Genomic DNA, 18,893 nt, shown 5'->3' on the forward strand with positions numbered 1-18,893 from the left:
ACTGGAAAATCCCTGGGAAGAGGGGCTTTGCTACTGACAAAGCTAGCCTTTTTTGGTATAATACCGTGAGGTGATTTTTATGGCGAGCTTAAATAGATATAAATTTACATTTGGAAACAAAGCGCTCACTTTAACAACCAACCATGATAATTTGTTTATGGAAGAAGTCGAACGTGTTGCGAAAGAAAAATACCAAGCAATTAAGGAACAAATGCCAGAAGCAGATGATGAAACCATCGCTATCTTATTGGCAGTAAATAGTTTGTCTATGCAGCTGAATCGCGAGATTGAGTTTGACGACAAAGAAACAGAATTAGATGATTTTCGTCGCAAAGCTTTAGACGACTTAAAGGATAAATCATCCAAATAAGAGGAGATACATGTTAACTTTCTTAATCTTATTGATTTTGGCATGGAGCTTTTATATTGGCTATGCAAGAGGCATCATCCTCCAGTCCTATTACTTTCTAGTGACCTTGGTGGCCCTCTTGATTGCAGGTGGTAGCTACAAGGGACTGGCTAAGGTTTTGTCTCTATGGGTTCCTTTTTCGAGTCCCACCCAGCAATCGGTGAATTATTTTTATGCCAACCGCTACCTGTTTCAATTAGATGACATCTTTTATGCAGGGTTAGCTTATGTGTTGATTTTTGCGCTGGTTTATTTGATCGGCCGCGTGATTGGAATCTTTATGCACTTGGTTCCCCAGCCAGAAAAATTGGAGGATCGCAAGTATCAAATTGGAGCAGGTGTGATCGCCGTCGTGATAACCCTCTTGGTGATCCAGATGGGCTTGACTGTTCTCTCAACGGTTCCCATGGCTTCCATCCAAAATAGACTAAATGCAAGTGGATTGATCCGCTTTATCATCCTTCATACCCCGATCAGTTCCAGTCTGTTCCACAACTTGTGGATGACTGCGATTATCGGAGCTTAAGGAGCAAAAATGAAGAAAGGAGTGAGACAAGTCCGACTCAAGGAAGGACGCTCACTTTTTTTGTAGGAGAAACATGAATAAAAAAATCTTAGATATTCTGGAGTTTGACAAGGTCAAGCAACTTTTTGAACCCTATCTACAGACAGAACAAGGGGAGATGGAGCTAGCAGTCCTTACTCCAACCGATAAAAAAGAAAGCATCGAAACGGCTTTTATGGAGCTAGAAGATATGGAGCAGATCCTCTTGGAAGAGCCTCGCTTTGCCGTGTCGACCATTCAAGATGTCCGTCCAGTGACCAAGCGTTTGGAGATGGAGGCAGCCCTCAATATCGATGAATTACTAGCGCTAAAAGCTGTCCTTCGGGTGACACATGATCTCAAGGATTTCTACGACAACTTGGAAAATGTCCGTCTGGAAAGGCTCCACCGACTCTTTGACAACTTGGTGGATCTGCCCCGCTTACAAGGTGGGCTTCAAGCCATCAACGAAGGAGGCTTTGTCGAGTCTTTTGCCAGTGAAAAATTGGCTAAAATCCGTCGCCGCATCCAAGAGAATGAACACCAGGTCAGAGAGATTCTGCAAGACCTGTTGAAAAGTAAGGCCGATATGTTAGCGGATGCTGTGATTGCTAGCCGGAATGGACGCAATGTTCTACCGGTAAAAAACACCTATCGCAACCGGATTGCAGGGGTGGTCCACGATATCTCAGCCAGTGGGAATACTGTTTATATCGAACCTCGTGCAGTGGTTAATCTCAATGAAGAAATTGCCAATCATCGAGCAGATGAACGGTATGAAATCATTCAGATTCTGGAGGAATTGTCTGACAGCCTGCGCCCCCATGCGGCAGAGATTGCTAACAACGCCTGGATTATCGGTCACTTGGACTTGATCAAGGCCAAGTATCGGTTTATGCGTGATTTCAAGGCCGTGGTACCAGAGGTTAGCAGTAATCGCTCTATTCAGCTCTTGCAACTACGTCATCCCTTGATTGAAAATGCTGTCGCGAATGACCTGCATTTTACCGAGGACTTGACTGAAATCGTGATTACTGGTCCCAATACAGGTGGTAAAACCATCATGCTAAAAACGCTGGGACTAGCGCAAATTATGGCCCAGTCTGGTCTTCCCATCCTAGCGGATCCAGGTAGTCGTGTGGGCATCTTCTCACAAGTCTTTGCAGATATTGGAGATGAACAATCGATCGAGCAGAGCTTGTCGACCTTCTCCAGTCATATGACCAATATCGTATCGATCTTACATCAAGTAGATACCGCCTCCTTGATCCTCCTGGATGAGTTAGGAGCTGGAACCGATCCTCAAGAAGGGGCTGGCCTTGCTATTGCCATCCTAGAAGACCTGCGCTTACGCGGAATTAAGACCATGGCGACGACCCACTATCCAGAGCTCAAGGTCTACGGGATTGAGACTGCAGGGGTGCAAAATGCCAGCATGGAGTTTGACACAGCGAGTCTTCGTCCAACCTATCGCTTCATGCAAGGGGTGCCTGGTCGCTCCAATGCCTTTGAGATCGCCCGTCGTTTGGGCTTATCTGAGACCATTATCCAGGATGCCATGAAGATGACCAATACGGACAATGATGTCAATCAGATTATTGAAAAACTGGAGGCGCAGACCTTAGAGAGTCGCAAGCGCTTGGATACCATTCAAGAAGTGGAGCAAGAAAATCTCAAATTCAATCGCGCTCTTCGAAAGCTCTATAACGAGCTGACTCGAGAGAGGGAAACAGAGCTCAATAAGGCAAGAGAAGAAGCCAAGGAAATTGTGGACATGGCACTTTCAGAGAGTGACCGCATCCTTCAAGGTCTTCATGCTAAATCCCAGTTGAAACCACATGAGATCATTGAGGCCAAGGCTCAGTTGAAAAAACTAGCTCCTGAGACCGTCGATCTTTCTAAAAATAAGGTCTTGAAAAAAGCCAAGAAGGCGCGTGCTCCTAAGGTAGGAGATGAGATCCTGGTTATCAGCTATGGCCAACGTGGAACCCTAGTCAAGCAACTCAAAGATGGGCGCTGGGAGGCGCAAGTCGGCTTGATCAAGATGACCTTGGAAGAAAAAGAATTCAACCTTATCAAGGTTGAAAAAGAAGCGGCTCAACCTAAGAAACGCCAGGTGAATGTCGTTAAGCGCTCCAACACGAGTGGGCCGAGAGCGCGTCTGGACCTCCGTGGGAAACGCTATGAAGAGGCCATGCAAGAGCTAGATGGTTTTATCGATCAGGCTCTGCTCAACAACATGGCCCAAGTCGATATCATCCACGGGATCGGGACAGGGGTCATCCGTGAAGGGGTGACAAAATACCTCCGCCGCAACAAGCATGTCAAGAGTTTTGAATATGCCCCACAAAATGCAGGTGGAAGCGGTGCAACCATTGTCACGTTTAAAGGATAAGGTAAGCCCTAGTTGTTCATTAGCTGGGGTTTAGAACGTAGACTAAATTTTTAAAAAGAAAAATAAGTTAGGAAATTCTGCAAAAAAATATAAATCTCTCCCATTTTTAAAATGAATAAAGAAAATACCGAAACTTTCCGCCGTGAGAAAAGTGAGAGTGGGACAGAAATCGGTAATTCGTTAAAATTCGATTTCGTCGTCCCACCTCCGCACAGTTGAGTAGGGCTGTAAAAGCTGATGAAATCAGCGTAGTAGAGCCCACTCAACCACTGCGTCTTGCTTGACAATCCAAAAACAATTAAGAGGCTAGGACTTTTGTCCCAGTCTCACTCGGAATTATTGAGACCTTAGGCTCAATAATTAGTCATGGAACTTCTTCGAAGTTCGCTGACGTCCGTGCTCACCTAAGGAAAGTTTCTAAGATAACTTTTTCTTCAATCTGAATCTAGCTGATAAACAGCTAGGTTTTTTTAAATTTTACATAATGAACCGGATTAAAAGAAATTGAAAACGATCCGTTTTCAAATCGGATTTTCAGTAGGTTCTCCCTTTTAAAAGTGCTATAATAGAGGCAATGAATGATTTGGGAGGATACGCATGCGTAAACGTGAAAGTGCAGATTCGTGTACAACGATTCTAGTCGGAAAAAATGCTAGCTATGATGGTTCGACCATTGTAGCACGAACAGAGGATTCTCAAAATGGCGTTTTTACGCCTAAGAAATTAATCGTGGTCAAACCAGAAGATCAACCGCGTCATTACAAGTCTATTTTATCATCTTTTGAAATCGACTTGCCAGATAATCCAGTTCGCTATACGGCAGTTCCAGATGCCATTCCTAAAGACGGGATCTGGGGAGAAGCTGGGATCAATATCTATAATGTAGCCATGAGTGAGACAGAGACCATTACGACTAATAGCCGTGTGCTAGGGGCCGATCCTCTTGTAGAGAGTGGCATCGGTGAGGAAGACATGCTGACCTTGGTCTTGCCTTATATCAAGACTGCCCGCGAAGGGGTTTTGCGTCTCGGAAAGATTTTAGAAGAGTACGGAACCTATGAATCTAACGGGATTGCGATTTCAGATGTGAATGAAATCTGGTGGTTGGAAACCATCGGAGGTCACCACTGGATGGCGCGCCGTGTACCAGATGATGCCTATGTGACCAACCCGAACCAACTGGGAAGTGATTATTTTGAATTTGGAAATCCAGACGAGTTTCTTTGTGACCCAGATCTTGAAAATTTTGTCACAGAGCACCATTTGATTCTGGATCAAGAAGGAAAAGGTTTTAATCCACGCTATGCCTTTGGTAGCCAAAAAGACAAGGACCGTCACTACAATACACCGCGGGCTTGGGCCATCCAGCGTTTCCTTAATCCTGAAATTGAGCAGGATCCACGGAGCTTTGAGATTCCTTGGTGTCAAAAGCCCTATCGCAAGGTGACGATTGAGGATGTCAAATATGTCTTGAGCAATCACTACCAAGATACCATCTACGATCCTTATGGACCGGAAGGAGATCAGGTGAGTCAGCGAACTTTCCGGACGATCGGGATCAACCGGACCAGTCAAACAGCGATTCTGCAATTGCGTCCCAACAAGCCGCAAGAAACGACAGGCATCCAATGGATTTCTTACGGTTCGATGCCTTACAATACAGCTGTCCCTTTCTTTACCCAAGTGGATACAACGCCAGGCTACTTTGCCAATACGACGGCTAAGGTGACAACGGATTCCTTCTACTGGGCTAACCGGATTATTGCAGGACTTGCAGATCCTCACTATGCCCACCATGTTGGCGATCTAGATGATTACCAAGAATCGACAATGGCCTGGGGACATGCACGCATCAATAAAGTCGATCGTGCCCTTGCAGCAGGTGTAACCGTCGATTTTGAGGCTGAAAACCAAGCCATGAGTGATCAGATTCAAGAAGCGACAGATCAACTCTTGGACAAGATTTTGCTCGATGCTAGCAACCTTATGACCAATCACTTCTCCTTAAGTGATTAAAAACCGTACATTTTCAGATAATTTACAATATTTTTTCGGAAATGATTGACAGATTTTTGAAAATCGATTAAAATAGAGAAAATTACATACGACCGAATGAAGTTTGCAGGAGCGTGAGTGACTGTGAATGGACGGAACTCTGGAGAGACCAGAAATGGCACCGAAGGGGCAAGGTAGAGGATGCATCTACTCAAACTCTCAGGTAAAAGGACAGAGCGAAAAATAGGGAAAGTCCCCTATTTTAAGCAGGACCAGAGTACATGTTTGACATGTACTCTTTCTTTTTCTCATTTCTGTCGAGCGGTCGATAAAAAGGAGACAGAGAATGGATCATGTATTGCAATTTTTTCAGCAACTCGATAATTTAGTATGGGGCGCCCCACTTTTGGTGCTCTTGGTAGGGACAGGGATCTACCTGACCCTTCGTTTGGGCTTGCTTCAGATACGCTATCTTCCAAAAGCCTTTCGCTTGATCTTTACAGAAGATGAGGGGCATGGGGATATCTCGAGCTTTGGAGCCCTTGCGACGGCCCTAGCGGCAACTGTAGGGACAGGGAATATCGTAGGGGTAGCGACAGCGATTCAGACAGGTGGCCCAGGGGCCCTCTTTTGGATGTGGATGGCGGCCTTCTTTGGAATGGCGACCAAGTATGCAGAAGGGCTCTTAGCCATTCGTTATCGGACCAAGGATGACAACGGTCATATCTCAGGTGGTCCCATGTACTACATTCTTCACGGGATGGGAGAGAAGTGGCGACCACTGGCTATTTTCTTTGCGGTTGCAGGAGTGTTGGTAGCCCTCTTTGGGATCGGAACCATGACCCAGGTTAATTCCATTACGGGATCTCTTCAAGCAAGTTTTGGCACAGCTCCAGAAGTGGCTAGTGTAGTGATTGCGCTAGTGGTTTCGACCATCATCTTTGGTGGGATTCACTGGATTTCCAAAGTCTCTGAAAAAGTGGTTCCTTTTATGGCTACTGCCTATATCTTTGCGACTGTCACGATCATTGTCTTGCATCTGGACCAATTGCTTCCAGCCTTGAAATCGGTCTTTTCGGGTGCTTTTACAGGGACTGCAGCCATGGGAGGTTTCGCAGGAGCAACGGTCAAAATGGCTATCCAAAAAGGGGTGGCGCGTGGGGTTTTCTCTAATGAATCGGGTCTCGGATCTGCACCCATTGCAGCCGCCGCAGCGAAGACCAATGAGCCCGTCGAGCAGGGCTTGATCTCCATGACAGGAACCTTTATTGATACCATTATCATCTGTAGTTTGACAGGACTTTCGCTCTTGGTTTCAGGTGAGTGGATGGCTAAGGGCAGCACTAGCACCCTGACTCAGGATACGTTTACAGGCGTCTTTGGCCCAGTCGGAGGCATCATTCTGACGCTATGCTTGGTGCTATTTGCGACTACGACCATACTTGGATGGTCTTATTACGGAGAGCGGTGTTTTGAATTCCTATTTGGTGTTAAACATATCAACCTCTATCGGACCTTCTTTGTTTTTATGGTTGGACTAGGAGGCTTCCTTAAGCTGGACCTGGTCTGGGTGATCGCGGATATTGTGAATGGGCTGATGGCTTTGCCCAACCTAATTGCCCTTTTAGCTCTCTCCCCTGTCATCATCAAAGAAAGCAAACAATACTTTAAGAAATAAGAAAACCCAGATTGATGGATCTGGGTTTTCTTATCTATTTGAGATAGGAGCATTTAATAGCGTTTTTCTTTTGGCCAGCTACTCATTTCGGCGATGGCGGTGAAGAGCACATCTGTCGAAGAGTTGAGGGCTGTTTCGCAAGAGTCTTGGATGACCCCGATGATAAAGCCGACGCTGACGACTTGCATGGCCAAATCATTGGTGATACCAAAGAGGCTACAAGCAACAGGGATGAGAAGGAGAGATCCTCCCGCAACTCCAGATGCTCCACAAGCAGAGATAGCCGCTACCACACTCAGAATGAGAGCAGTTCCAAAGTCAACCTGAATGTGCAAGGTATTGGCAGCAGCGAGCGTCAAAATATTGATCGTCACGGCTGCGCCTGCCATGTTTACAGTTGAACCAAGTGGAATGGAGACAGAATAGGTATCTGGATTCAGCCCCAACTCTTCACAGAGACGCATATTGACAGGGATGTTAGCTGCAGAACTTCTAGTGAAAAAGGCTGTTACCCCACTGACACGGAGGCATTTAAAAACAAGGGGATAGGGGTTCTTGCGGATCATGAAAAAGACGATCAATGGATTGATGACCAGGGCTACAAATGCCATGGTACCAACCAAAACAAGTAAGAGAATCCCGTAGTTACTAAGGGCACTGAGTCCTTGGCCAGCGATGGTCGTGAAGACCAAGCCTAAGATCCCAAATGGAGCTAGGTTGATAATCCACTCAACAATTTTTGAAGTGATGTCTGCTAGAGTTTGGAGGAGGTCTTTACTATGTTCACTCGCCTCTCTCATGGCAATCCCAAAGACAGTTGCCCAAGAAAGGATCCCAATGTAGTTGGCTTGCTGCAAGGCGTTGACCGGGTTGTCGACGATCTTGAGCAAGAGGTTACTAATCACTTCGCCAATCCCGTTTGGAGAGGATCCTTCAGCGGCCTTTCCAGTCAGGGTAATGGTGATGGGGAAGATGTAATTGACCAAAACAGCGACGAAGGCAGCTGCAAAGGTTCCTAGGAGATAGAGGACGATGACCTTTTTCATATTGGTCTCTGTCCCTTTTTGGTGTTGGGAGAGAGCGTTTGCGACAAGCGCAAAGACCAGAAGGGGTGCGATCGCACGGAGCCCTCCAACAAAGAACTGACCTAAGAGTCCAATGCCAGATGCTTTCGGAAAGAGAAGGGCTAGGATGACACCAAGTACAATCCCGATTGCGATCCTTTTCATAAGGTTGGTTTTATTCCAAGTGGTAATCAGTCGATGAATCATGTAGGACCTCCTTAAAAAATAATTAAGGAATATTATACGATAGTTAGGGGGGGAAAGCAATGAAATTTTTAAAAAATAGCTTTATTTCCGAATATTTGATATAATCATACTATTCTTTGTTAGAAAGGCCCGAATAAATGAGTCAAGCTTTCCAACGTTATTTCAGTAAAATAGACTGGACAAAGATTTTTGATGACCTAATTTCAAAATGCATCTCCCTGATTTTTGTCTTTCTATTATTTTTTATCGCTAAAAAGGTCATCCATAGCCTGGTCAAGCGGATATTAACCCCTTCTTTTAAGTATACGGTGCAGGATGAAGCCCGTAAAAAAACCATTCTCCGTTTAGTAGAGAGTCTCTTGAACTACTGCTTGTATTTTATCTTGATCTACTGGATCTTGTCGATCCTCGGTCTTCCAGTCTCTAGTCTATTGGCTGGTGCTGGGATTGCTGGGGTGGCTATCGGGATGGGAGCCCAGGGCTTCCTTTCCGATTTGGTCAATGGTTTCTTTATCCTTTTAGAACGCCAGCTGGATGTGGGGGACAATGTCCGACTTACCAATGGTTCTATTAATATCGCCGGCATCGTTAGCAGTGTGGGAATTCGGACAACTCAAGTACGTGATTTTGACGGGTCTCTCCACTTTGTCCCAAACCGCAATATCACTGTCGTCAGCAACCTCTCGCGTGGAGATATGCGCGTGCTGGTGGATATTCCGCTAGATGCGAATACCGATCTCGATAAGATCTATCAGGTGATTGCGCAGGTCAACCAGTCTCAACAAGACAAACACCCAGAAGTGTTGACAGGTCCTACTATTTTAGGCCCACAGATCGAAAAAAATGGTCGCTATTCCTTCCGTATTGCGATGACCGCGCAAAATGGGACACAGGTTACTGTTTATCATACTTACTGTAAACTCTATCATGATGCCTTGATGGAAGCAGGAATCAACCTTCCAACAGGAAATAACGTAATCATGTAAAAAAGCTCAGAAATATTTTTCTGAGCTATTTTGGTGTAGAAAATCCTTATTAAACTGAATACTTTTGGGGTTAGTAAATTTTAGTATTGAGTTAATCTAATATTAAAATGTATGATATAATTATAACTAATTGGTAATAATCTGGAAGCTATCCAGTGAGCATAAATTTTTAGTTTAATATTTACATTTAATCTAGGGGGATTTATGATGAATGGAATTATAATTAAAATTACAGACAAAATTATAGTAATTGGTTTTGAGAATGGAACAGCTAAAGAGTTTCCAATAGAGAATTTGAATTTTGAACCATATATAAATGCACAGGTACTGATTTTTGATGACATTATTACGTTGGCTCAGAATTCTAAAAGAAGAAAGTCACATACAGGAGTTAGATTTAATAATACTTTACTGATTACTAAGATTAATATTTCTTTACTTTTTCTTGTTTTTTTAATTGCTATAATATTTTTTACGTTCTCAGTTGTACAACATGGAAAAATCTATTTTGAAGATTTGTTTAACCTATTTTTCCTAGTTGCCATAGTATTTAGTATCTTAAATCTATTCTATCTATTAATTACATTATTTAGAAAGAAATTGAAAGATAGAAATGCAACGATGGTATATCTAATTATTTCTTTATTATCATTCGTTACAACACTTATCATTGCTTTGATTATTGTTTCTGATAAAGATGTTTTTCCTATGAGAAAGGTTACCACCGAATCAAGTAGTCAAATAAAAACAAGCGACTATGAAGAATCAACCTCAGCTAGTGAAGAAGAAAATGATGTAGATAAACTTTCGGAAATCGATGTAGATAATGATAAGTCACATTATACTGATGTGGATTATGATGCATGGAATCATGATGAAATTGAAAATGGAACAAAAATAAAAATTAATGGTAAAGTATTACAAGAATTAGAAGAAGACGGCTCACACCTTCTACGAGTATCAATCAATGACGACTATGATAAAATTGTATTAGTTGTAATTTCAGATTCTCATTATGATAGGGTTATTGCAGAGGGTGATCAGATAACACTTTACGGATTATCAACTGGAAGACAATCATATACAACGGTTTTCAATAGTTCGAAAACACTTCCATCTATGCTAGCACTAATGTACGAAAATTAGGAGGGCTTATGTATAATAAAATAATTAGTGTTACAAAGACTCATGCGTACATTTTGTTAAATTCAGATGAGACATTGAAAATTCCATTAAGTGAACTAAATTTTAAGCCTAAAGTAAAAGATAACGTAGAAATATATCGTTCTAAAGAAAAAATTTATGTGACAAAGTTAAAAACTTCTTCAAAAAAATGGCCGTACGTCTTTTTATCTGTTATTTTTATTACAATTTGTTGTTCACTTATTTTATTTTCTGCTTTAAAAAAACATGGTGAGGAAAATAATATTACAGAGTCAAAAGTGAGTAATCGAAATTCATTTCGAAATAAAAATTCCCATTCAAACAAACCAAGTACTGCATCGTCAAAAGAAGATGGAACTTCAATTTCTGAATCTTCATCTTTATTAAATTCATCTTCGCAATCTTCACAACAGGAATCTTCAGTTTCAAGTACATCAAGTCAAACTTTAGGTTCATCATCTCAACAATCTTCATCAACAGGTAATTTTTCAGGAGTTGTAGGCACTTGGGAGAATGCCAACGGATTAAGGATTGTTTTTGATGAGAATGGATTAGTTAATGGTGGAACTGTTATTAGTTCAGGTCAACAGAATGGCATAACGTCATATAATGTAAGTGCAGGCGCATCAGGCTACGCTATTTCGTTCTATCCAGCAGGGACTTCCCTACCTTATGTTAATTCTGATATTAACAGAGATCGGATAATAGCTGGACAAGTTGCTCCATCGAGTGAAAATGAAGTTTTTTATAGAATAAATTAATTTATGAACCAATTTTTTATATTTTTTAACACAAAAAAGCTCAGAAACCTTTCTGAGCTTTTTTGGTCTATTTTAAGTGGCAGTATTTGTCATCCAAATATTTAATCTGATCCCAAATCTTTCGAGCCTCAGGTGGTAAGATCAATAATTGCTTGCGCAATAGGGCGGTGATTTCGAGATCCAATGATTCGATCGGAAGGGCTATGGCTACGGAACTTTTTGCCCTTTGGATCTTATTAATGCAGTGTTGGATGTGCTGGCAAGCAGTACAAGTCTGTGCTTGACGGCTTGCTGCAATCTCCTGACGCATATCAGAAAGCAGTTGCATCAATTCAGACTTAAGGAATTCAATGGTAGTTGACTTGTCTTGAGCAAAATGAAACATAAGCGCACCTCCTTTTGCTATAGTTTAATACTAATTTATTAAAAATGCAAGGGGGTAAAGTAAAAAAAATAAAATTTTTTTAGAAAAAGATACAGAAAAAGAGATGGCTCAAATTTCTCACCACTAATGACGGTTAAGATTCCTTTCTTTAAAAATGATTTTCCTCCCTTGGAACCAATTGTCCTTAAAGAGATCAGTAGCTACAAAAAACTCCTGAAACACATTGGTTTCAGGAGTTGAGAGGCTTTGACCCGAAGGTCTCAAAGAAAAATATCGATTGATTATACAAGACCTTGTGCAATCATCGCGTTTGCGACATTTTCAAAGGCAGCGATGTTGGCACCTGCAAGGTAATCTTTACCAAGTCCGTAAATTTCTGCAGTTGTTTTAGCAGTGTTGAAGATGTTGGTCATGATGTCTTTCAAACGTCCGTCCACTTCTTCGCGTGTCCATGAAAGACGTTGGCTGTTTTGGCTCATTTCAAGAGCAGATACAGCAACTCCACCAGCATTGGCAGCTTTAGCAGGTCCGTAAAGGATACCATTTTCTTTGTATACGTTGATGGCATCGATGTTACTTGGCATGTTTGCTCCTTCAGAGACAACTTTCACACCTTGAGCGACCAAACGTTTAGCAGCATCGCCATCGATTTCATTTTGAGTTGCACATGGAAGAGCGATGTCATAGTTACCAGCGTAAGTCCATACAGAACCTTCGTAGTATGTAGCAGTTGGTTTTTCAGCAGCGTATTCAGTCAAACGTGCACGACGTTTTTCTTTCACGTCTGTAAGAAGGTCGAAGTCAATACCGTTCTCGTCGATCACGTAACCGTTTGAGTCAGATACAGAGATAACAGTTGCACCAAGTTCAGTTGCTTTTTGAAGAGCGTATTGGGCAACGTTACCAGAACCTGAGATCACGACTTTCTTACCAGCAAAGCTGTCACCGTTGGCTTTGAGCATTTCTTCAGTATAGTAAACCAAACCATAACCAGTTGCTTCTGGACGGATCAAGCTACCACCAAAACCAAGAGGTTTACCAGTCAAGACACCAGCATCGAATTGGCGAAGGCGTTTGTATTGACCGTAAAGGTATCCGATTTCACGTCCACCAACCCCGATATCACCAGCTGGGACATCAAGAGAAGGACCGATGTGCTTTTGCAATTCAGTCATGAAGCTTTGGCAGAATCGCATCACTTCAGCGTCTGTTTTTCCTTTAGGATCAAAGTCAGATCCACCTTTACCACCGCCGATAGGAAGGCCAGTCAAAACGTTTTTGAAGATTTGTTCAAATCCGAGGAATTTCAAGATCCCTTGGTTAACAGTTGGATGGAAACGAAGACCACCTTTGTAAGGACCTACAGCAGAGTTGAATTGAACACGGTATCCACGGTTTACTTGGATGTTTCCTTCACGGTCAACCCAAGGAACACGGAAGGAAATCACGCGTTCAGGTTCTGTAATACGAGCTAAAATGTTTTCTTCGATGTATTCAGGGTGTTTTTCAAAAACAGGTTCCAAAGTGCTGAGGAACTCTTCAACAGCTTGAAGGAATTCAGCTTCATGGCCGTTACGAGCTTTTACAGTTTCGAAAGTGCTTTGGATATATTCTTTTGCAGTTGTCATGTTAATTCTCCTTTGTGAATGTAACGAAAACCAGCAAACCCGCTAGGGGAGTGGTTTTGAGACAGTTGACAAACAATGTCACGTTTTATTACATGGATCATTATAGCAGACTTTTTTTGGCTTGTAAAGAAAAAAGTTGAATTTTCTGAAAATTTTATCGCGACTAGGAAAGTCCGAATGTTTGCAAGAATTTTTAGCTTTGTTTGTCCGGAAGCTTCCAAGTGATGGTATAATGAAAGAAGAAAATAGAGAGCATCCCGAACGATTCTGTTGATGGGTGTTTCAAAAAGGAGTACAAGATGGTATCGACAAAAACGCAAATTGCTGGTTTTGAATTTGACAATTGCCTGATGAATGCGGCAGGAGTGGCCTGTATGACCAAGGAAGAGTTGGAAGAAGTGAAGAATTCGGCTGCTGGGACTTTTGTGACCAAGACAGCGACCTTAGAATTCCGTGCTGGAAATCCCGAACCACGCTATCATGATGTGCCACTTGGCTCGATCAATTCGATGGGCCTTCCCAACCAAGGCTTGGATTATTATTTGGATTACCTATTAGAGTTGCAAAAAACAGATCCTGACCGGACCTTCTTCTTATCTCTTGTCGGCATGTCTCCTGAAGAGACCCATACCATCTTGAAAAAGGTGCAAGACAGCGACTTTAAAGGCTTGACAGAACTGAACCTTTCTTGCCCTAATGTCCCTGGAAAACCTCAGATTGCTTATGACTTTGATACGACCGATCGGATCTTGTCCGAGGTCTTTGCCTATTTCACAAAACCGCTTGGTATTAAATTGCCACCTTACTTTGATATTGTTCACTTCGATCAAGCAGCAGCAATCTTTAACAAATACCCGCTTAAGTTTGTCAATTGTGTCAATTCCGTAGGGAATGGTCTCTACATTGAAGATGAATCCGTAGTAATTCGTCCGAAGAACGGCTTTGGTGGGATTGGTGGAGAGTATGTCAAACCAACTGCCCTTGCTAATGTCCATGCCTTTTATCAACGTCTGAATCCAGAAATTCAAATTATAGGGACTGGTGGTGTCTTGACCGGTCGTGATGCCTTTGAACATATTCTATGTGGGGCTAGTATGGTGCAAATCGGAACCACGCTTCATAAAGAAGGAGTAGGAGCTTTTGAACGCATCACTGCGGAACTCAAAGCCATCATGGAAGAAAAAGGCTACCAAAGCCTGGAAGACTTCCGTGGCAAATTGCGCTACATTGACTAATTTTTCGAAAAAAACTTCCTCAAGTGGAAACTTGGGGAAGTTTTTTATGAGAGTGGGACAGAAATCGGTCATTCGTTAGAATTCGATTTCGTCGTCCCACCTCCGCACAGTTGAGTAGGGCTGTAAAAGCTGATGAAATCAGCGTAGTAGACCCACTCAACCACTGCGTCTTGCTCGACAATCTAGAAACAATTGAGAGGCTAGGACTTTTGTCCCAGCCTCATTCTGTTCCTAGTTTTAGGAATTTTCCATTTTTATAAAGAGAAAAAGGTGTACAATGGAGGTGAAAAGGAAGGTGATTTCTATGGAAGAAAGGGACGTGATTCAAGAGGCAAAAACAACGGTCAGCCTTCTTCAAATAGCCTTTTTGAAAGGATGCACCCCCAGTCCAGATGCCCTTCGATTTCAAGAAAATCTAGATCAGATGTTGAAAGATTTACGAAAGGCTAGGCGGGTAGACAATCGCTTGTTGATCGAGTTGGAAAAGTTTTATCAGACCGCCAGTCTATTGATTGGTCTGGGCGGGCTAGCATTGAACGAAGAAGCCTTTCAAGCTTGGCGAGCTTATGATCACTGGCATTACGAGGTAGTGAAGTCTCAGTTACAGGTCTATGGACCGACGGTGCTTTTGTAGTTGATGTGCCTGGTGCTTGTCCACAGATATTCAGAGGAGGTGTTGGTCATGGTAGTCCTTCATGATTTTCTACATCAGTTAATCCTATCGTTTTGGAACTTTTATTACTCGCTCTTTTTCTTATTTGAAAAATAAGAAGGATTGAATCCCTTTTACATATAGTAGGAGGGATTTTTGATGCAGAATCCTTGAAAATCTGAGGCTCTTGGATTATGATGGAGCTAATAGATAAGAAGTGTTCCTTTTAGGGAATGCGGAAAGCGAGGAAGAAAGATGGCAGAGATTTATTTAGCAGGTGGCTGTTTTTGGGGCTTGGAGGAGTATTTTTCACGGATCCCCGGTGTAGAACAGACGACGGTGGGCTATGCCAATGGCCAGGTAGAGACGACCAATTACCAACTGATCAAGGAAACGGATCATGCAGAGACTGTACAAGTTATCTACGATCCAGACAAGATCACCCTACGAGCGATTCTGCTCTACTATTTCCGTGTGATCGATCCCTTGTCCGTTAACAAACAGGGAAATGATCGAGGCCGCCAATATCGGACGGGTGTCTATTATACAGATGAAGGAAATCGTGAGGTGATCGCCCAAGTGTTTGCGGAAGAAGAGAAGCAACTGGGACGCAAAATCGCGGTTGAGTTGGAACCCTTGCGCCACTATATCCTAGCTGAGGACTACCACCAAGACTACCTTAAGAAGAATCCTGGGGGCTATTGCCATATCGATGTGACAGATGCTGAGCAGCCCTTGATTGATCCAGCAGCTTATCAGAAGCCAGACCAAGAAATCCTAAAGGCGAAACTGACAGTAGAGCAGTACCAAGTCACTCAAGAAAGCGCGACGGAACGTCCTTTCCACAATGCCTATGATCAGACCTTTGAAGAGGGGATCTATGTGGATATTACGACGGGGGAGCCTCTCTTTTTTGCCAAGGATAAGTTTGCATCTGGCTGTGGATGGCCAAGTTTCTCCCGTCCCATTGCCAAAGATGTTGTCCACTATTACCAGGATCATAGCCACGGGATGGAGCGGATCGAAGTTCGTTCCCGCTCAGGCAATGCCCATCTCGGCCATATCTTCACCGATGGACCAAAAGACCAGGGTGGTCTTCGCTATTGTATCAATTCGGCCTCTCTGCGCTTTATTCCAAAAGAGGAAATGGAGCAAGAAGGCTATGATTATTTGTTAAAAGCTTTGAAATAATAGAAAAAGCATCTTAGAAACTTTCCTTAGGTGAGTACGGACGTCAGCGAACTTCATAGAAGTTCCATGACTTAGTTTTGAACCTAAGGTTTCAAAACTCCCGTGTGCCTGAAACAATTATGTTTCAGGCACTTTTCTCACAGCGGAAAGTTTCAGTAGATGCTTGCATCAGTTGAAAATCGTGATGATGTTTTCTGACAGTTTACTACGGATGATTTATGTGAAAAAGTTCATCTGCATTATAAGGGGCGGAAGACTCTTTTATATATTTTAGAAACGAAAGAAAAACTAAAATAAAGTGTTCTCAAGAAAGGTAATCTATGCTATAATAAATATCATTTTCATGAAATTCCAAATTAAAAAAGTAGAGATGAAATTATGAAATATTTGAAACATATGATTGCCTTGCTATGTTTTCACTTTATAGATATGTTTGTTGTAGTATGGATGGCAACAAATATCACAGCCTTTTTCAATGGGAGCTTTACTTTCCTATATAGTATCCAACTGGCTCTCGAATGCTTATTGATTCTTGGTATTATCCTCTGGCTGAAACGGGAGAAAATTTTGGTCACGTTTACCGCTTCAAAATGGAAGTGGGCTTATCTGATATATTTTCTCCTTGATTTACTTTTAAGAATTATGACGATATGGATTAGTAGGGCATTTCAAAACTACATTGTACTTGTACCGAATGATTTATTACCTAGGCTACCAGATTCAGTGTTTTTGAAGGGGATTGGTATAGTAGTTTTTTTGGATTTTGCTCAATCCACCGTGATTTATCCAATTTTGGAAGAATTGACTTGTCGTGCTTACATGATGAATGTCTTTTTTAAACATAGCCACTTGCACTTAGATGTATTAGTATCAGCTCTGTTTTTTTCAGTGCTCCATCTAGTGTTTGTGTTTCGCGATCCGATCTCCTTCTTGCTTTATTTTATCGGAGGGGTATTCTTTGCAGAAGTTTATAAAAAACATAGGGATCTGCGATTGGTTATTCTCTTGCATGCTTTTTACAATCTTTTATCTTACTGGAAACCAATTTGGATCTTCGTCTACAATTATATCTACTGGCATTTTTTGGTGTGACAAGTCTATTGTTTCAAGTAGTAAATCATTTAAAAGTTCTGTTTTGCAGAACTTTTTTTCTCCTCTTAAAAATTGTGATACAATGAATAGAAAGTATTTCAATGACAGCTCAATCTGTTGGCGGATCATTGGAGAAATCAGATACGAAGAAGAGGTAGGAATGTTAGAGAAGTGGGAGAATGTGAAAGGAACCATCAAAACGATGGGAAAAGAGCTATCGGCAGCCTTTGACTGGGTTTTTGATCGTCTCTTTTCAAGGATTCAGCTGACCAATGAGCAGTTTGTCTATGTGCTCTTGTCTGTTGTTTTCATAGTGGCCAATGCCATTTTGTGGGTGCAAAAGTTCCAAGGCTTTCCGATCACCGCAACCGAACGGCCAGAGGTTGTGTATAAGGCAAAAACACCGGCTGATCAGATTCCTCATACAGCGCGGATCATGGCGAATGGAGACCAGCTCTACCATGATTTGCTTTATATGAGCGCGCAAAAAGAAGATGGAAGCTATGATTTTCATGAAAATTATGAGTATGTCAAACCCTGGCTACAAAAAGCGGATCTAGCCTTGGGCGATTTTGAGGGAACCATTAACCCGAATTATTATTTGTCAGGATATCCTCTTTTTAATGCGCCGAGCGAAGTCGTACCAGCCATCAAGGATGCTGGTTATGATGTCATGGATTTGGGACATAACCATATCTTGGATTCCGGTCTAGAAGGGGTCTATTCGACAGCCAAGGCCTTTGAAGATGCAGGCATCACACCTGTCGGTGTCTACACGCATGAAAAGAGAGGCCAGGCTCCCTTGGTGATCAAGGAAGTGAATGGCATCAAGATTGCTATTCTAGCCTATGCTTACGGCTTTAATGGGATGGAAACGACGCTCACTCCAGAGGAGCAAGCAGATGTCTTGTCTGATTTGGATGAAGAGCGGATGAAGGCGGAGATCCAAAAGGCAGAGCAAGAAGCTGATATCACTATTGTCATGCCCCAGATGGGAATCGAGTACCAGTTGGAGCCGACAGAAGAGCAAAAAGAACTCTACCATAAGATGATTTCATGGGGAGCTGATATTGTCTTTGGCGGACATCCTCATGTTGTAGAGCCTGCTGAAGTGGTCAATAAAGATGGTCAAAACAAGCTCATCATCTACTCGATGGGGAATTTCCTTTCTAATCAGCGTCTGGAAACCATGGGGGACGTGGAGACTGCCCAGTGGACAGAGCGAGGAATCTTGATGGATGTGACCATCGAAAAGGTCGGCCGCAAGACAAAGATTAAGACAGCGACTGCTCATCCAACCTGGGTTAGTCGAACTCCGAAGGGGACCTATTCTCCTGAAGGCTATGAGTTGTACAAGTACCAGACCTATATTTTGGAAGATTTTATCCAGGGTGGCAAATACCGCGACAAGCTGGATGAGGAGACCAAGGAGAGAGTGGACACGGCTTACCGAGAAATGAAGGAACATGTTCAATTGGATTGGCCTCAGAGTGGAAAGGAATAGAGT

General features: G+C 42.6%; 16 protein-coding genes and 1 riboswitch. Of the genes, 13 read left to right on the top strand and 3 right to left on the bottom strand.

Annotated elements, in window-relative coordinates:
- Positions 1 to 79 precede the first annotated feature (79 nt).
- From K1I56_RS04990 to K1I56_RS05010, 5 genes are all read left to right on the top strand, one after another.
- On the top strand, positions 80 to 370 hold the full coding sequence (locus K1I56_RS04990; RefSeq protein ID WP_049471900.1) for a hypothetical protein: 291 nt from the start codon (positions 80 to 82) through the stop codon (positions 368 to 370).
- A 10-nt stretch (positions 371 to 380) separates the two neighbouring features.
- Positions 381 to 935 (top strand): CvpA family protein, encoded by a 555-nt coding sequence (locus K1I56_RS04995; RefSeq protein WP_223325420.1) that lies wholly within the window; start codon positions 381 to 383, stop codon positions 933 to 935.
- 73 nt (positions 936 to 1,008) lie between these two features.
- Positions 1,009 to 3,348 (top strand): endonuclease MutS2, encoded by a 2,340-nt coding sequence (locus K1I56_RS05000; protein WP_223325421.1) that lies wholly within the window; start codon positions 1,009 to 1,011, stop codon positions 3,346 to 3,348.
- A gap of 597 nt (positions 3,349 to 3,945) precedes the next feature.
- Positions 3,946 to 5,364 carry a C69 family dipeptidase gene (locus tag K1I56_RS05005; RefSeq protein ID WP_223325422.1) on the top strand — a complete coding sequence of 473 codons (1,419 nt, stop codon included), beginning with the start codon at positions 3,946 to 3,948 and terminating at the stop codon, positions 5,362 to 5,364.
- A gap of 129 nt (positions 5,365 to 5,493) precedes the next feature.
- Positions 5,494 to 5,588, top strand: a riboswitch (glycine riboswitch).
- Between the two features lie 101 nt (positions 5,589 to 5,689).
- The gene (locus K1I56_RS05010; protein ID WP_195189345.1) at positions 5,690 to 7,021 is read left to right on the top strand and encodes an alanine/glycine:cation symporter family protein; all 1,332 of its coding nucleotides are present in this window, start codon (positions 5,690 to 5,692) and stop codon (positions 7,019 to 7,021) included.
- Between the two features lie 53 nt (positions 7,022 to 7,074).
- On the opposite strand, the gene sstT is transcribed toward K1I56_RS05010, so the two are convergent.
- Complete coding sequence (gene sstT / locus K1I56_RS05015) at positions 7,075 to 8,292, bottom strand: serine/threonine transporter SstT (RefSeq protein ID WP_223141596.1); 1,218 nt, start codon at positions 8,290 to 8,292, stop codon at positions 7,075 to 7,077.
- 137 nt (positions 8,293 to 8,429) lie between these two features.
- Here sstT and K1I56_RS05020 point away from each other — a divergent pair, with 137 nt between their 5' ends.
- The 3 genes from K1I56_RS05020 (at position 8,430) to K1I56_RS05030 (ending at position 11,203) form a co-directional block, all read left to right on the top strand.
- Positions 8,430 to 9,278, top strand: coding sequence for a mechanosensitive ion channel family protein (locus tag K1I56_RS05020; RefSeq protein WP_223325423.1), 849 nt, complete (start codon positions 8,430 to 8,432; stop codon positions 9,276 to 9,278).
- Between the two features lie 204 nt (positions 9,279 to 9,482).
- Positions 9,483 to 10,424, top strand: a complete 942-nt coding sequence (locus K1I56_RS05025; RefSeq protein WP_223325424.1) for a hypothetical protein — start codon at positions 9,483 to 9,485, stop codon at positions 10,422 to 10,424.
- Positions 10,425 to 10,432: 8 nt separating this feature from the next.
- On the top strand, positions 10,433 to 11,203 hold the full coding sequence (locus K1I56_RS05030; RefSeq protein WP_014713895.1) for a hypothetical protein: 771 nt from the start codon (positions 10,433 to 10,435) through the stop codon (positions 11,201 to 11,203).
- Between the two features lie 67 nt (positions 11,204 to 11,270).
- Here K1I56_RS05030 and K1I56_RS05035 read toward each other — a convergent pair whose 3' ends face one another.
- A complete protein-coding gene (locus K1I56_RS05035) occupies positions 11,271 to 11,588 on the bottom strand; it encodes a hypothetical protein (RefSeq protein WP_014713894.1) in 318 nt (105 codons plus the stop codon).
- Between the two features lie 281 nt (positions 11,589 to 11,869).
- Positions 11,870 to 13,216, bottom strand: coding sequence for an NADP-specific glutamate dehydrogenase (gene gdhA / locus K1I56_RS05040; protein WP_118396459.1), 1,347 nt, complete (start codon positions 13,214 to 13,216; stop codon positions 11,870 to 11,872).
- Positions 13,217 to 13,515: 299 nt separating this feature from the next.
- Between gdhA and K1I56_RS05045 the strand changes: the two genes are divergently transcribed.
- The 5 genes from K1I56_RS05045 to K1I56_RS05065 all read left to right on the top strand — a co-directional run bounded on the left by K1I56_RS05045 (position 13,516) and on the right by K1I56_RS05065 (position 18,890).
- Positions 13,516 to 14,451 (top strand): dihydroorotate oxidase, encoded by a 936-nt coding sequence (locus K1I56_RS05045; RefSeq protein ID WP_223325425.1) that lies wholly within the window; start codon positions 13,516 to 13,518, stop codon positions 14,449 to 14,451.
- A 277-nt stretch (positions 14,452 to 14,728) separates the two neighbouring features.
- Entirely contained in the window at positions 14,729 to 15,085 is a 357-nt protein-coding gene (locus K1I56_RS05050) for a helicase BlpT (RefSeq protein WP_317627947.1), read from the top strand.
- A gap of 273 nt (positions 15,086 to 15,358) precedes the next feature.
- Positions 15,359 to 16,294, top strand: a complete 936-nt coding sequence (msrB, locus tag K1I56_RS05055; protein ID WP_223325427.1) for a peptide-methionine (R)-S-oxide reductase MsrB — start codon at positions 15,359 to 15,361, stop codon at positions 16,292 to 16,294.
- Between the two features lie 378 nt (positions 16,295 to 16,672).
- Positions 16,673 to 17,386, top strand: a complete 714-nt coding sequence (locus K1I56_RS05060) for a CPBP family intramembrane glutamic endopeptidase (RefSeq protein WP_223325428.1) — start codon at positions 16,673 to 16,675, stop codon at positions 17,384 to 17,386.
- Between the two features lie 160 nt (positions 17,387 to 17,546).
- Positions 17,547 to 18,890 (top strand): CapA family protein, encoded by a 1,344-nt coding sequence (locus K1I56_RS05065; RefSeq protein ID WP_411575283.1) that lies wholly within the window; start codon positions 17,547 to 17,549, stop codon positions 18,888 to 18,890.
- The last annotated feature ends 3 nt before the right edge of the window (positions 18,891 to 18,893 follow it).

The organism is Streptococcus parasanguinis, from assembly GCF_019929185.1.
Taxonomy (GTDB): domain Bacteria; phylum Bacillota; class Bacilli; order Lactobacillales; family Streptococcaceae; genus Streptococcus; species Streptococcus parasanguinis_O.

Excerpts from the sequence above, each read along its gene's own strand:
- K1I56_RS04990 (WP_049471900.1), top strand. The coding sequence starts at position 80 with ATGGCGAGCTTAAATAGATATAAATTTACATTTGGAAACAAAGCGCTC.
- K1I56_RS04995 (WP_223325420.1), top strand. The coding sequence starts at position 381 with ATGTTAACTTTCTTAATCTTATTGATTTTGGCATGGAGCTTTTATATT.
- K1I56_RS05000 (WP_223325421.1), top strand. The coding sequence starts at position 1,009 with ATGAATAAAAAAATCTTAGATATTCTGGAGTTTGACAAGGTCAAGCAA.
- K1I56_RS05005 (WP_223325422.1), top strand. The coding sequence starts at position 3,946 with ATGCGTAAACGTGAAAGTGCAGATTCGTGTACAACGATTCTAGTCGGA.
- K1I56_RS05010 (WP_195189345.1), top strand. The coding sequence starts at position 5,690 with ATGGATCATGTATTGCAATTTTTTCAGCAACTCGATAATTTAGTATGG.
- sstT (WP_223141596.1), bottom strand. The coding sequence starts at position 8,292 with ATGATTCATCGACTGATTACCACTTGGAATAAAACCAACCTTATGAAA.
- K1I56_RS05020 (WP_223325423.1), top strand. The coding sequence starts at position 8,430 with ATGAGTCAAGCTTTCCAACGTTATTTCAGTAAAATAGACTGGACAAAG.
- K1I56_RS05025 (WP_223325424.1), top strand. The coding sequence starts at position 9,483 with ATGATGAATGGAATTATAATTAAAATTACAGACAAAATTATAGTAATT.
- K1I56_RS05030 (WP_014713895.1), top strand. The coding sequence starts at position 10,433 with ATGTATAATAAAATAATTAGTGTTACAAAGACTCATGCGTACATTTTG.
- K1I56_RS05035 (WP_014713894.1), bottom strand. The coding sequence starts at position 11,588 with ATGTTTCATTTTGCTCAAGACAAGTCAACTACCATTGAATTCCTTAAG.
- gdhA (WP_118396459.1), bottom strand. The coding sequence starts at position 13,216 with ATGACAACTGCAAAAGAATATATCCAAAGCACTTTCGAAACTGTAAAA.
- K1I56_RS05045 (WP_223325425.1), top strand. The coding sequence starts at position 13,516 with ATGGTATCGACAAAAACGCAAATTGCTGGTTTTGAATTTGACAATTGC.
- K1I56_RS05050 (WP_317627947.1), top strand. The coding sequence starts at position 14,729 with ATGGAGGTGAAAAGGAAGGTGATTTCTATGGAAGAAAGGGACGTGATT.
- msrB (WP_223325427.1), top strand. The coding sequence starts at position 15,359 with ATGGCAGAGATTTATTTAGCAGGTGGCTGTTTTTGGGGCTTGGAGGAG.
- K1I56_RS05060 (WP_223325428.1), top strand. The coding sequence starts at position 16,673 with ATGAAATATTTGAAACATATGATTGCCTTGCTATGTTTTCACTTTATA.
- K1I56_RS05065 (WP_411575283.1), top strand. The coding sequence starts at position 17,547 with ATGTTAGAGAAGTGGGAGAATGTGAAAGGAACCATCAAAACGATGGGA.